Source organism: Patulibacter medicamentivorans, assembly GCF_000240225.1.
GTDB lineage: Bacteria > Actinomycetota > Thermoleophilia > Solirubrobacterales > Solirubrobacteraceae > Patulibacter > Patulibacter medicamentivorans.
This window is the reverse complement of the sequence record NZ_AGUD01000030.1, coordinates 1-12,566: the sequence shown is the minus strand read 5'-3', so window position 1 is coordinate 12,566 and position 12,566 is coordinate 1. Positions and strand designations below refer to the sequence as shown.

The 12,566-nt window shown below is 74.9% G+C and carries 14 protein-coding genes and 1 pseudogene; 9 read left to right on the top strand and 6 right to left on the bottom strand.

Translation table 11 applies throughout. The features are described 5' to 3' along the window. The 3 genes from PAI11_RS26780 to cobM form a co-directional block, all read left to right on the top strand. On the top strand, positions 1-202 hold a 202-nt coding region (locus PAI11_RS26780), incomplete at its 5' end, for a hypothetical protein (RefSeq protein ID WP_040598166.1). Then, a complete protein-coding gene (locus PAI11_RS03810; protein WP_138974082.1) occupies positions 199-801 on the top strand; it encodes a type 1 glutamine amidotransferase family protein in 603 nt (200 codons plus the stop codon). The genes PAI11_RS26780 and PAI11_RS03810, both read left to right, overlap by 4 nt. After that, positions 798-1,685, top strand: coding sequence for a precorrin-4 C(11)-methyltransferase (cobM, locus tag PAI11_RS03805; RefSeq protein ID WP_007571029.1), 888 nt, complete (start codon positions 798-800; stop codon positions 1,683-1,685). The genes PAI11_RS03810 and cobM overlap by 4 nt, the downstream gene beginning before the upstream one ends. Before the next feature lie 429 nt (positions 1,686-2,114). Here cobM and PAI11_RS03800 read toward each other — a convergent pair whose 3' ends face one another. Further along, entirely contained in the window at positions 2,115-2,939 is an 825-nt protein-coding gene (locus PAI11_RS03800) for a class I SAM-dependent methyltransferase (RefSeq protein WP_007571026.1), read from the bottom strand. A 172-nt stretch (positions 2,940-3,111) separates the two neighbouring features. Between PAI11_RS03800 and PAI11_RS03795 the strand changes: the two genes are divergently transcribed. Together PAI11_RS03795 and PAI11_RS03790 are read left to right on the top strand one after the other, a co-directional pair. Further along, the gene (locus PAI11_RS03795; protein WP_007571024.1) at positions 3,112-3,888 is read left to right on the top strand and encodes an ABC transporter ATP-binding protein; all 777 of its coding nucleotides are present in this window, start codon (positions 3,112-3,114) and stop codon (positions 3,886-3,888) included. Beyond that, positions 3,885-4,652 carry an ABC transporter permease gene (locus PAI11_RS03790; RefSeq protein ID WP_007571022.1) on the top strand — a complete coding sequence of 256 codons (768 nt, stop codon included), beginning with the start codon at positions 3,885-3,887 and terminating at the stop codon, positions 4,650-4,652. Before PAI11_RS03795 ends, PAI11_RS03790 begins: the two co-directional genes overlap by 4 nt. Positions 4,653-4,699: 47 nt before the next feature. Here PAI11_RS03790 and cobF read toward each other — a convergent pair whose 3' ends face one another. Further along, positions 4,700-5,461: a precorrin-6A synthase (deacetylating) gene (cobF, locus tag PAI11_RS03785; protein WP_007571020.1), complete on the bottom strand. Its 762-nt coding sequence runs from the start codon at positions 5,459-5,461 to the stop codon at positions 4,700-4,702. Positions 5,462-5,561: 100 nt separating this feature from the next. Here cobF and cbiQ point away from each other — a divergent pair, with 100 nt between their 5' ends. Continuing rightward, positions 5,562-6,332, top strand: a complete 771-nt coding sequence (cbiQ, locus tag PAI11_RS03780; protein WP_007571017.1) for a cobalt ECF transporter T component CbiQ — start codon at positions 5,562-5,564, stop codon at positions 6,330-6,332. A gap of 33 nt (positions 6,333-6,365) precedes the next feature. Here the strand turns inward: cbiQ and PAI11_RS03775 are convergent, their stop codons facing one another. The 3 genes from PAI11_RS03775 to PAI11_RS03765 are packed head-to-tail and all read right to left on the bottom strand — an operon-like array spanning position 6,366 to position 8,876. Further along, positions 6,366-7,124 carry a MerR family transcriptional regulator gene (locus PAI11_RS03775; RefSeq protein ID WP_040598162.1) on the bottom strand — a complete coding sequence of 253 codons (759 nt, stop codon included), beginning with the start codon at positions 7,122-7,124 and terminating at the stop codon, positions 6,366-6,368. A gap of 4 nt (positions 7,125-7,128) precedes the next feature. Continuing rightward, positions 7,129-7,914, bottom strand: coding sequence for an ABC transporter permease (locus PAI11_RS03770; RefSeq protein ID WP_007571014.1), 786 nt, complete (start codon positions 7,912-7,914; stop codon positions 7,129-7,131). After that, positions 7,911-8,876, bottom strand: a complete 966-nt coding sequence (locus tag PAI11_RS03765) for a daunorubicin resistance protein DrrA family ABC transporter ATP-binding protein (RefSeq protein WP_007571012.1) — start codon at positions 8,874-8,876, stop codon at positions 7,911-7,913. Before PAI11_RS03765 ends, PAI11_RS03770 begins: the two co-directional genes overlap by 4 nt. On the opposite strand from PAI11_RS03765, the pseudogene PAI11_RS28425 reads away from it, so the two are divergent. Together PAI11_RS28425 and PAI11_RS28420 are read left to right on the top strand one after the other, a co-directional pair. Then, positions 8,875-9,765: pseudogene (locus PAI11_RS28425) on the top strand (sirohydrochlorin chelatase); the annotation flags it as partial. The gene PAI11_RS03765 and the pseudogene PAI11_RS28425 sit on opposite strands and share 2 nt — an antisense overlap. A gap of 306 nt (positions 9,766-10,071) precedes the next feature. Beyond that, a complete protein-coding gene (locus PAI11_RS28420) occupies positions 10,072-10,800 on the top strand; it encodes an energy-coupling factor ABC transporter ATP-binding protein (protein WP_040598169.1) in 729 nt (242 codons plus the stop codon). Between the two features lie 78 nt (positions 10,801-10,878). Here the strand turns inward: PAI11_RS28420 and PAI11_RS03755 are convergent, their stop codons facing one another. Next, entirely contained in the window at positions 10,879-11,394 is a 516-nt protein-coding gene (locus PAI11_RS03755; RefSeq protein ID WP_007571007.1) for a hypothetical protein, read from the bottom strand. A gap of 106 nt (positions 11,395-11,500) precedes the next feature. Between PAI11_RS03755 and PAI11_RS03750 the strand changes: the two genes are divergently transcribed. Next, a partial coding sequence (locus tag PAI11_RS03750) for a radical SAM protein (protein WP_040598159.1) occupies positions 11,501-12,566 on the top strand: 1,066 nt, incomplete at its 3' end.

The following is a 12,566-nucleotide window of genomic DNA, read 5'->3' as shown; positions in this document are numbered from 1 at the left end:
CGGCGACGACGTCGAGCGGCTGGGGCGGATCGCGGACGGCGTCGTCGTCTTCGACAGCGAGCAGGGGCGCGTGCGCCTCGGCCTCAGCCGGCGGATCGCCGAGCACGCGGGCGCGCGGCTGCTGCCGGTCGGCGTCCTGACCGGCGAGCCGCTGGCCGGGGAGCCGCGCGGGACGCGCCCGGCGGTCGGAGCCGGTCGATGATCCCGCGTCCCGTGGTCGCGGTCGCGGGCGGCCCGGCGCTGCTCGAGCCCTCACGGGCCCTGCGCGACGCCCTGACTGCCGTCGGCGCGGCCGTCGCCCCGGTCGACCTGGTGTCCGACCACGCGCTGCCGGCCGGGACCGGCGCCCTGATCCTCGGCGACGGCGCGCCCGTCGCCCATGCTGCCGCCCTCGGCGCGAACGCGTCCCTGCGTGACGCGGTCGTGGCGCTGCACCGGGCCGGCGCTCCGATCGTCGCCGAGGGCGCCGGCGTCGCCTACCTGGCCACCAGCCTCGACGGCCACCCGATGTGCGACCTGCTGCCGGCCGTCGCCGGTCCCGGCCCCGGCGGCGTCCCGGGCCCGGTCGAGCTGATGGCGGCGACCGACGGGCCGCTGCACGCGATCGGCGAGAAGCGGGTCGGCCAGCCGTCGGCGGCCGTCGCGCTCGACGTCGGCGCCGGCGAGGCACCGGCCTGGACGATCGGCCGCCGGCACGAGGGCTGGGCCGCTCCCGGCCTCCACGCCAGCCTGGTCGTCGTGCCCTGGAACGCCGCCCGCGCCAGCCGCTTCGTGGCGGCGGCGAGCGGGAGCCCGCGGTGAGCGACGGACCGGTCCCGACCCCCGCCGGCGGCGAGCCCGCCGCCGGCCGCGTGATCTTCGTCGGCGCCGGCCCGGGCGCGGCGGACCTGCTGACGCTGCGGGGCGCCCGCGTGCTGGGCCAGGCCGACGTGGTGGTCTGGCCGCGCAGCCTGGTGCCGCCGGAGGTGATGGAGCACGCGCGTCCGGACGCCGAGGTCCTGACCAGCGACGACCACACGCTCGAGGACGTGATCGCGCTCTTCTCGCGCGCGAAGCTCGAGGGGCTGACGGTCTGCCGGCTGCAGTCCGGCGACCCGTCGCTCTACGCGACGCTGCACGAGCAGATCAACGCCTGCCGGCGGATGGACCTGGCGTACGAGATCGTCCCCGGCGTCGGCTCGCTGTCGGCGATGGCCGCGGCCCTCGGCCAGGAGCTGACCGTGCCCGAGGTCGCCCAGTCGCTGATCCTCACCCGCCGGGCGGTGCGGGTGCCGATGCCCGACAACGAGCAGCTGGTCGACTTCGCCCGCCACGGCGCGACGATGGCCCTGTACCTGTCGGTCCGGCGCCCCCGCGAGCTGCAGGCCGACCTGCTCGAGGGCGGCTACGCGCCGGACACGCCGACCGCGATCGGCTACCGGGTCTCGTGGCCGGACGAGCGGATCATCCGCTGCCGCCTCGACGAGCTGGCCGCCACCCTCAAGGCCGAGAGGATCACCACCCAGGCGCTGATCGTGCTCGGCCCCGGGCTGCGCGACGACGAGCAGGAGCGACGCTCCCACGTCTACCGGCCGACCTACGGCCACCGCTACCGGCGGCTCGGCAGCCCGGCGCGGTACCGGGAGGGCGATGGCGGGCCGGCGGCGGACGGCGGGCCGGCGGCGGGCACCCCCGAAGCGCCCTAGGAACCCTGGCCGATCGCGGTCTCGGCGTCGTCCGCATGGCGACACTGCGATTCGCCGTCCTGGAGGCGTCCGATCGCCGCCTCGCGGTGAGGTGGCCGGCGAGACGGCGATCCTGCGGGACCCGTATCGCCCCGCCGCGCCCGCCAGCCGGCAAGCGGCAGCCGCTGCGGCACCGATCAGCCCCGCCCGGCGGCTCGACCATCGCCGCCCGCGCAACGCCGGCCCGTCAGCCCTCGCCCGCCGACGCGACCGTCGCCGCCCGCTCCCGCCCGCTACCTGATCGCCTGCACCCCGGGCGGCTTCGAGCGCTACTTCGCCCGGCTCGCCGCCCAGATCGGCGGCGAGCAGCCGCCGGCCTGGGCGCTCGCCGACTACCCGCAGACGACGGTGGTCGGCCCGCCGATCGCCAGCGGTGCGCGCTGACGCGACTCAGCCGGCCGGCGCCACGGCGAACGCGACGTGCGACGTGACCGGGAAGGCCACGCCCCCGTCGACCGCGAACGGCTCGAGCGCCGCGGCGACGTCGGCGTCGACCGCGGCGCGCGCCGCGTCGGGCGCCGCCGCGAAGAGCGGCGCGATCGGTCCGGCGCTCACGGTGCGCGAGCCGAACGCGCTCCGCGACGAGAAGCGGGCCGTCATCGTCACCTCGTCCGACGAGACCTGCGCGAACCCGGCGTCGCGCAGCAGCGCCTCGAGCGCCACGCGGTCGAGCACGAACGGCGAGCGCATCATCTCCCCGGCCTCGCCGCCGACGTGGCGACCCAGGGCCTCGGCCAGCGCGTCGAAGCCCGCGTTCCCGTCGATCGGGCCCCAGCAGGCGATCGCGACCCTCCCGCCCGGGGCCAGCGCGCGGCGGAGCTCGCGCAGCGCGGCCGCCCGGTCCGGGAAGAACTGGAGGCCGTGGTGGCAGGTCGCGACGTCGAAGGCGCCGTCGGCGACCGGGAGCGCGTCGGCCGGCCCGACCCGGTAGTCGATCGGCGCGGCGCCGTCCGGAGCGGTCTGGGCGCGCGCGACCGCGACCATCGGAGCGCCCAGGTCGACGCCGGTCACCTGGCCGTCCGGGCCGGCGGCGGCCGCGGCCGCCCGGCTGACCGCGCCCGTCCCGCAGGCGATGTCGAGCACGCGATCGCCGGGGCCGATGCCCGCGTCGGCGACCAGGCGCTGCCCGAACGGCGTGAACATCCCCGGCACCAGGAAGTCCTCGTACACGGCCGGGCCGCTGCCGCCCTGCGCCGACCAGTCCATCGAGCTCATGGACCGACGGTACGCCCCGCCTGACGTGCCTCTTCGAGGCCGGGCGGCGGTGGCGCGGTCCCCGAACCGACGCGCGCCTTGACTTCAAGCGCACTCGAACCGCCATCATCCATCCGATGCGGTTCCCTGCCCTCACCCCACCTGCTGCTCCCGGCCCGACCGAGGCCCGGGCGTGACCGCGCTCCAGGTCAGCGACCTGACCAAGCGCTACCCGACCGGCACCGAGGCCCTGCGCGGCGTCTCGCTCGAGATCCAGCCCGGCGAGTTCTTCGGCCTGCTGGGCCCCAACGGCGCCGGCAAGTCGACGCTGATCCACTGCGCCACCGGCCTCGCCCGGCCGACGTCCGGCTCGATCCGGATCTTCGGCCACGACGCCGTCGACCACTACGAGCAGGCGCGGATCGCGGTCGGCCTGGCGCCGCAGGACCTCAACATCGACTGGTTCCTGACCCTCGAGGAGACGCTCGACTACCACGGCGGCTACTTCGGGATGCGGCGGAAGGAGCGCAAGGAGCGGATCGCCGAGCTGCTCGACGCCTTCTCCCTGACGGCCAAGCGCAACGACCGCACCCGCACGCTGTCGGGCGGCATGAAGCGGCGGTTGATCCTGGCCCGCGCGCTGATGCACCGCCCGAAGCTGCTGATCCTCGACGAGCCGACCGCCGGCGTCGACGTCGAGCTGCGGCTGGAGCTGTGGCACTACGTCCAGCGGATCAACCAGGAGGGGACGACGATCCTGCTGACGACGCACTACCTGGAGGAGGCCGAGCAGCTCTGCGATCGGATGGCCTTCATCAACGACGGGCGGATCGTGGCCGAGGGCACCAGCGACGCGCTGGCCGCCCAGTACGGGGTCGCGAGCCTCGAGGACGCCTACCTGGAGCTGGTCGGGCGCAAGGAGCTCTCGCGCGGGATCCTGGCCGGCGACAGCGGCGAGGCGACCTCGTGAGCGCCGCCCAGATCCGGTTCTTCACGCTGCTGCGGCGCGAGGTCAACCGCTTCCTCAAGATCAAGCGCCAGACGATCGGCGCCCCACTGCTGGAGACGTTCCTCTACATCTCGGTCTTCGGCGCCGCCCTCGGCTCGCGGATCGACAAGCTGCACGGGATCGACTACGTCGTCTTCATCGTGCCCGGCCTGATCCTGATGGCGTGGGCGATCAACGCCTTCTCGAACAACTCCTCCTCGATCCTGCAGCAGAAGTTCCAGCGCGCGATCGACGACCAGCTCTCCTCGCCCGCCTCGCCGGCCGAGCTGCTGCTGGCCTTCTCGCTCGGCGGGTTCCTGCGCGGGATGCTGATCGCCAGCCTCACGTTCCTGGCCGCGTCGGTCCTCACCGACCTGCCGGTCGAGCACGTGCTGGTGCTGATCCCGGCGCTGTTCCTGGTCGGGATGTTCTTCGCCCAGCTCGGGGTGCTGGTCGGGATCCGGGCCGAGCAGTTCGACGACGTCGCGTTCGCCCAGACGTTCATCCTCCAGCCGCTGATCTTCCTCGGCGGCGTCTTCTACTCGGCGACGCTACTGCCGGAGCCGTTCTCGACCCTGACCCACTTCAACCCGATCTACTACATGATCGGCCTGGTCCGGTACGGGTTCCTGGGCTACTCCGAGGTCAACGTCGCGCTCTCGCTGATCCTGCTGACCGCGGTCACCAGCGCGCTGTTCCTGCTCAACCTGCGGCTCTTCCGGAGCGGCTACAAGCTGCGGGCCTGAGCGAGCGACCGGCCCAGGGCGGGTACGCGACGCGGGAATCGGCCGCCCTACCCGCCCGCCGGCCGCCGCACCAGGTAGGTGTCGAAGATCCAGCCCTTGCGCTCGCGCGCCTGCGCCCGCACCCGCACGATCTCGTCCTTGACGTCGGCCAGCCGGCCGGAGATCAGGATCTGGTCGGGGCTGCCGATGTAGGCGCCCCAGTAGATCTCGGCGTCGGGGTCGTCGATCCGCGCGAAGGCGAGCTTGGCGTCGAGCATCACCACGACGTCCTCGCCGTCGGCGAACTGCTCGGCCAACCGCCGCCCGGGCGTGATCCGGATCGTCCCGCCGACCTGGTTGAGGCCGATCCGGTGGCGCGCGGCGAGGTCCTGGACGCTGCTGATGCCGGGGATCACGTCGTGCTCGAAGGCGACGTTGCCGCGGGCGAGGACGTCGTCGATCACCCCGAGCGTGCTGTCGTAGATCGCCGGGTCGCCCCAGACCAGGAAGGCGCCGCGCTGACCGTCCGCCAGCTCGTCGCCGATCAGCCGCTCCCACTGGTCGGCGCGGCGCTGGCGCCAGTCGTCGACGACGGCGCGGTGGGCGTCCGCGGACCGGGCTCGCGGGGGATCGACGACCTCGACCGTCCGGTACCCGTCGCCCTCGACGTAGCGCTGGAGGATCTCGCGGCGGAGCGCGACGAGGTCGTCGGTGTCGCCGCCCTTGCTGATCACGAAGAACACGTCGACCGCGTTCATCGCCCTGATCGCCTGCACCGTCACCTGCTCCGGGTCGCCGGCGCCGATGCCGATGATCGAGACGTGTCGCACCGCGGTCCTCTCGTCGCTCGCGTGGCCGCCCCGGCGGGACCGGAGCGGGCCCCACGCTACTCTGCGGGGCGATGCCGCCGCCCTCGACCGCACGCTCCCGGTGAGCGGCGCCGCGCACGGCGGCAACGAGGAGCTGCTCGGCCTCGACACGCCGCTGCACCGGCTGCCGCCGCAGTGCAAGGTGGCGGCGCTGGTGCTGTTCGCGGTCGCAGTCGCCCTGACCCCGACCCACGTCGTCTGGCCGTACGCGCTGCACCTGGGGATCGTGCTGGCGGCGGCGACCGTCGCCCGGGTGCCGCCGCTGGACCTGGCCAAGCGGCTGGTGATCGAGATCCCGTTCGTGCTCTTCGTGCTGCTGCTGCCGTTCGTCACCCAGGGCGACCGCACCGACGTGCTCGGGATCCCGATGGCGGTCGAGGGCCTGTGGACCGCGTGGGCGATCGTCTCGAAGGCGACGCTGGTGCTGCTGGCGACCGCCGTCGTCGCCGCCTGCACCCCGCCGGCGGCGATCCTGGCCGGGTTCGAGCGGCTCCACGCCCCCCGCGTCCTGACCGCGATCGCCGGCTTCACGATCCGCTACGTCGAGGTCGTGCTCGGCGAGCTCGGCCGGATGCGGATCGCCCGCATCGCCCGCGGCGACGACCCGCGCTTCCTGTGGCAGGCCCGCGCCGTCCTGCGGTCCTCCGGCACCCTGCTCGTCCGCAGCTTCGAGCGCGGCGAGCGGGTCCAGCTGGCGATGATCAGCCGCGGCTGGGACGGCGGGACCCCGCCGGGCCTGCTGACGACGCCGGCGACGCGGGTCGAGTGGCTCGGGACGCTGCTGGTGGCGGCGCTGGCCGCGTCGATCGCCGTGGCGGCGCGGGTCGGCTGAGGCTCGCGAGCCGTCCGCCCCCGGCCGCGGCGATCACCCGGCCGGGTCGACGCGCTCCAGCTGGTTCCAGCCGACGAAGCCGCGCTCCTCCATCAGCTCCTCGAGCCGGTGCCAGGCCGGCGTCATCTCGACCGTCACGGCGTCGACGAGCGCGGCCAGCGGCCCGTCGAGCTGCTCCTCGGTCTCCGCCTCGGCGCGATCCAGGATCCGCGCCAGGCGGTCGGCCAGCGCCTCGAGCCGGGGGTCGTCGGGCGCGGCATCGATGCAGGCCGAGATGCTCCGGTAGAGGTCCTGGAACTCCGGATCCTCGAGGTCGGCGGTCTTGCCCGCGATCCACTCCTCGATCTGGTCCGGGTAGTGGGCCGACACCAGGATCCAGCCGTCGCGCTCGAGCTCGAGCACCCGCCGGTGGACGCCGAGCTCGCGCAGGCGCTGCAGGTAGCCGACCACCACCGGCGGCAGGGCCAGGCTGTCGCCGGCGGCGAGCCGCGCGATCCGCCGGCGGTGCTGCTGCCGCTCGCGGATCTCGGCCCGGATCCGCTGATCGATCTCGGCGACCGCGGTGGCGAACTCCTCCTCGTCGGCCTCCAGCAGCTGCTTGACCCGCGACAGCGGCACGCCGGCGTCGGCCAGCGTGCGGATCCGGATCAACTCGATCACCGCCGCGGCGTCGTAGCGCCGGTAGCCGGAGCGGTCCCGCTCCGGCTCGGCCAGCAGGCCCTTGGCGTGGTAGTGGCGCACCGCGCGGATCGTGACGCCGGCGTAGGAGGCGAGCTGGCCGATCGTGAGCACGGGCTCAGCCTGCCGCACGGCGGCGGTAGAGGCGACGGGACCAGAGGTAGCCGGCGAGCCCGATCGCCACGCACCACGCGACGGCCAGCAGCACCGTGCCGCCATCCGGGCTGCCGTCGAGCAGCCCGCGCAGCGCGTCGATCACCGGCGTGAACGGCTGGTTCTCGGCGAACCACCGCAGGCCGTCCGGCATCGTCTCGGTCGGGACGAAGCCGCTGCCGACCAGCGGCAGCAGCATCAGCGGCATCGGCAGGTTGCTCGCCGTCTCGACGTTCGGGCTGACCAGGCCGATCGCGATCGTCAGCCAGGTGAGCGCGAGCGACAGCAGCGCCAGCAGGCCGGCCGTGGCCAGCCAGTCGCCGGGCGACGCGCCCGGGCCGAACCCGAGCGCCAGCGCGACGGCCACGACGACGACCACGGCGACCGCGGTCTGGATCAGGGCGCCGAGCACGTGGCCGGTGAGCACCGAGACCCGTGCGATCGCCATCGTCCGGAAGCGATCGATGATCCCGCCGGTCATGTCGGTGGCGACCGCGATCGCCGTGCCGAGCGACACGCTGACGACGGCCATCAGCACGATCCCCGGGGTGATGAAGTCGAGGTAGTCGCCGCGGTCGCCCGCGGAGACCCCGGGCAGGCCGGCGCCCATCGTGCCGCCGAAGACGTAGACGAACAGCAGCAGGAACACGAGCGGCTGCCCGATCAGCATCAGGGTCAGCGAGGGATAGCGCGCCATGTGCCGCAGCTGGCGGCGCAGCATCGTCAGGGAGTCGCGGACGGCGTAGCTCATGCCGCCACCTCCGCCCGCTCGGCGTCGCCCGTCGTCGGACGGGTGAGGGCGAGGAAGACGTCGTCGAGATCGGGCGTCCGCAGCGCGATCGCGGTGACGGCGTCCTCGGGAACCGCCTCCAGCAGCCGCCGGACGGCGGCCGGCCGGCCGTCGCTCGGCACGGCCAGCGTCAGGGTCTCGGCGTCGGCGACCCCCTGCGGGATCCGCTCGGCGAGCCGGTCGAGGGCGGCGGCGTCGGCCACCTGCAGCTCGACCTGGCCGCCCGGGACCAGCCGCTTGAGCTGGGCGGAGGTGCCCTCGGCGACGAGCCGGCCGCCGTGCAGGACGCCGATCCGGTCCGCGAGCTGGTCCGCCTCGTCCAGGTACTGGGTGGTCAGGAAGACGGTCACGCCGCCGGCCACCAGCTCGCGGACGATCTGCCACAGCTCGCGCCGGCTGCGGGGATCCAGCCCGGCGGTCGGCTCGTCGAGGAAGATCAGCCGCGGGCCGTGGACGAGCGTCATCGCCAGGTCGAGCCGCCGCTTCATGCCGCCCGAGTAGCTCGCCGCGCGTCGATCGGCGGCGTCGACGAGGTCGAACCGTCGCAGCAGCTCGTCGACGACCTCCGTCGCCCGGTCCCGGTCGAGGTGCCCGAGGTCGGCCATCATCCGCAGGTTCTCGCGGCCGGTCAGCAGCTCGTCGACCGCCGAGAACTGGCCGGTGACGCCGATCGAGGAGCGCACGCCGTCGGGGTCCTGGCGGACGTCGTGCCCGCCGACGCGCGCGTCCCCCGCGTCGGCCGGGAGCAGCGTCGAGAGGATCCGGACCATCGTGGTCTTGCCGGCCCCGTTCGGGCCCAGCAGCGCGTAGACGGTTCCCGCGGGGACCTCGAGGTCGACGCCGCGCAGGACCTCGTGATCGCCGTAGGCCTTGGCCAGGCGAGCGACCGAGACCGCCGGCGGCGTGGGGGTCGTTGTCGTCATGGCGACATCGTCGAGCCCTGACGCAGGGTCAAGGTCAAGCCGCGATCGGGCGATGGGCGCCGCGGGCGTCCCGCCGCCGGCCCGGACCGCGCTCGGGCGCCGCCCCTCGGGACCGGGGGGCTACCCTCTGCCGGTGGCGATCCGCCGATCCGACGCCCGTGCCGGCACGGCCGGCCACCCCTCGCCCGACCGGCCGTCGCTGGTCCTGGTCGGTCACGGCTCGCGCGACGCGGACCACGTCGAGGAGTTCTGGGACCTCGTCCGCTTCGTCGGCGAGCTGGACCCGGAGCTGCACCACGCCGGCGGGTTCATCGAGCTGGCCGAGCCCTCCGCCGACGCGGCGATCGACCGCCTGGTCGCCGACGGCGCGACCGAGATCGTCTCCGTCCCGATCGTGCTGCTGGCCGCCGGGCACCTGAAGAACGACGGCCCGGCGACGCTGGCCCGGGCCCGCATCCGCCACCCCGGCGTGCGATTCCACATGGCGCGCGACCTGGGGATCGAGCCGCGGGTGCTCGAGGTCGCCGAGGACCGGATCGCCGCGACCCTCGGCGACGCGCCGCCGGCGAGCTCCGGCGTGGTGCTGGTCGGCCGCGGATCGAGCGACCCCGACGCCTCCGGCGACCTGGCCAAGGTCGCGCGGCTGCTGAGCGACCGTCGCGGCCTGCCGATCGTCGAGCCGGCCTGGGTCTCGGTCGCCGAGCCGCGGGTGCCCGACGCGCTCGAGCGCTGCCGCCGGCTCGGCGCGACCACGATCGCCGTCGTCCCCTTCTTCCTCTTCACCGGCGTCCTGCTGCACCGGATCTACGAGCAGGCGGCCGCCTGGGCCCAGGAGCACCCCGAGCTGACCGTCCGCGGCGGGCCCCACCTGGGCGCCGACCGGCGACTGGCGCGGGTCGCGCTGGACCGCTACCGCGAGGGCTTCCAGGGCGACGTGCGGATGAACTGCGACCTCTGCGTCTACCGGGTCACGCTGCCGGGCTACGACGAGAAGGTCGGGCTGCCGATCTCGCTGACTCCCCACGGCGACGCCCCCGCCGCGGGACGGCGACGCAACCGCCGGGCGACCCGCGCGCCCCAGAAGGCGCCGGCGCTGGCGCTCGCCGACGAGGGGCGGGCCGGCGACCGCGGCCGGGTCCGCTCCGGCCTGCCGACCGCCGGGCCCGGGGGATCGGCGGCCGGCGACGCGCGCGTGATGGTCGCCGTCCGCGATCTGCACTTCGCCTACCCCGACGGCTCCGAGGCGCTGACCGGCGTCGACCTGACGATCCGCGACGGCGAGCGGGTCGCGCTGCTCGGCCCCAACGGCGCCGGCAAGACCACGCTGCTGCTGCACCTCAACGGCGTCCTCCAGCCGCAGCAGGGCGAGGTCGAGATCGCCGGCACGCTGCTGACGAAGCGGACCGCCCGCGAGCTGCGCAAGCGGGTCGGGATCGTCTTCCAGGATCCCGACGACCAGCTGTTCATGCCCTCGATCGAGAGCGACGTCGCCTTCGGCCCCGCCAACCTCGGCCTGACCGGCGCGGCGCTGGAGGACCGGGTCACCGAGGCGCTGCGGACGTTCGACCTCGAGGAGCTGCGCGAGGTCGCCCCGCACCAGCTGTCGATGGGCCAGCGGCGGCGGGCCGCGGTCGCCGGGGTGCTGGCGATGGAGCCCGACCTGATGGTGCTCGACGAGCCGTCGTCGAACCTCGACCCCGCGGCCCGGCGCGAGCTCGCGGACGTGATCCGGCGGCTGCCGACGACGACGGTCCTCGTCACCCACGACCTGCCCTACGCGCTCGAACTGTGCCCGCGCTCGATCGTCTTCGACGCCGGCCAGGTCGTCGCCGACGGCCCGACCCGCGAGATCCTCGCCGACGAGGGCTTCATGCGGGCGCACCGGCTGGAGCTGCCGGCCGGGTTCAACCCGCTGGCGGCGTAGGCGCCGGCGCCGGCGTGCCGGCGCGCCGGATGCGACGTGCCGGTCGCCGGGCGACCGGCACGTGAGGGCGGTGGCGGCTCAGGTCGCGGCGAGGATCCGGCGAACGGCCTTCTCGCCGTTGCGCAGGCCGCGCTCGAGGGTCTTCTGGGCGGCCTGCAGCGAGCGCAGCGTCGCGAGGCTCGCCGCCCGCCGCGCGACCCGGGCGAGGCCGGACTCCAGCGTCCCGGTGCCCGAGCGGATGTCCCACAGGGCGCGCAGCAGCGACGTCCTCAGCGCCCGGCCCTCGGCCGAGTTGGAGCGGTCGTAGCGCAGCGCCGCGCGGAACGAGTCGACCTCGCGGCGGACGGCGCCCGCCGCCCGCGACGCCCGATCGGCACGGGCGCGATCGGTCGGCGCCTTGCCGTAGCGCTGGAGCGCGGTGCTGAGGGTCTTGGCCCGCGGCTCCAGCCGCTGGGCGTGCAGATTGACCGTCTTGACCAGGGTCAGGTCGTCCGCGGCCGCGGGAGCGACCGCCGGACCGCCGGCGACGGCGGCCAGGCAGGCGCCGGCGACGAGCAGGCGGCGGGCACGGCGGGCGAACGGAAGCGAGCGCACCCACCCGACGATACGCGGGCACCGTACGCATCCGCACGCGCCCTGGACGGACGTCCCACCCGATCCGGTTCCACGACGTCCACGATCGATGCGAACATGTGTTCGCATGCGGTGGGACGACCTGAAGCTCGACGGCGACGAGGAGACGCGCGCCCTTCCGGGGATGCGCGACCCGGCGGTGGTGCGTCGCTTCGACGCGCCCGAGGCGCTCGACATGCGCTTCTACGAGGTCCGGGCGAAGACCGTCCTCAACCGCGTCCCCGCACGATCCTCGATGCCGTTCGCGTGGACGGTGAACCCGTACCGAGGCTGCAGCCATGCGTGCACGTACTGCCTCGCCCGCCCGACCCACGAGTACCTCGACTTCGACGCCGGCCGCGACTTCGAGCGCGAGATCGTCGTCAAGGTCAACGCCCCGGAGCGGCTGCGGGGCGACCTGGCGCGGCGGGCGCGGACGCCGGCCGCGGCGGAGATGGTCGCGCTGGGGACGAACACCGATCCCTATCAGTGGGTCGAGTCGCGCTATCGGCTGCTGCCCGGCGTCTGGGAGGCGCTGCGCGACGCCCGCGTCCCGGCGTCGGTGCTGACGAAGTCGCCGCTGCTGCTGCGCGACCTCGACCTGATGCTCCAGGTCCGCGACGCGGCCGGGTTCGAGGCGGCGCTCTCGGTCCCGAGCCTCGACGAGCGGGCCTGGCGCTCGACCGAGCCGCACACGCCGCACCCGCGGACCCGGCTGGCCGCGGTCGCCGAGCTGAACCGGGTCGGGATCCCGACGGCGGTGCTCGCCGCGCCGCTGATGCCCGGGATCAACGACTCCGCGGCCCAGGTCGAGGCGCTGCTGGCCGCCTGCAGCGCGGCCGGCGCGGTCGCCGTGCGGGGGATCGGCCTGCACCTGCGCGGCAGCACGCGCCAGGTCTTCCTGGAGTGGCTGAAGGACGCCCGCCCGGATCTGGTCGACCGCTACGAGGAGCTCTACCGCCACGGCCCCTACCTGCCGAAGGCCGAGAGCTTGCGGCTGACGCGCTCGATCAGCGAGGACGAGCGCGCCGGCAACCGCCGCTGGGCGCCGCCCGCCAACGGGCCGGCGAGCGCGCGCTTCTCGTCCGACCGCGGCGACCGCCCCGACGGGCGCGGGACCGACGGCCGCGCCCTGCCGCGGCCCGGGACCGCCG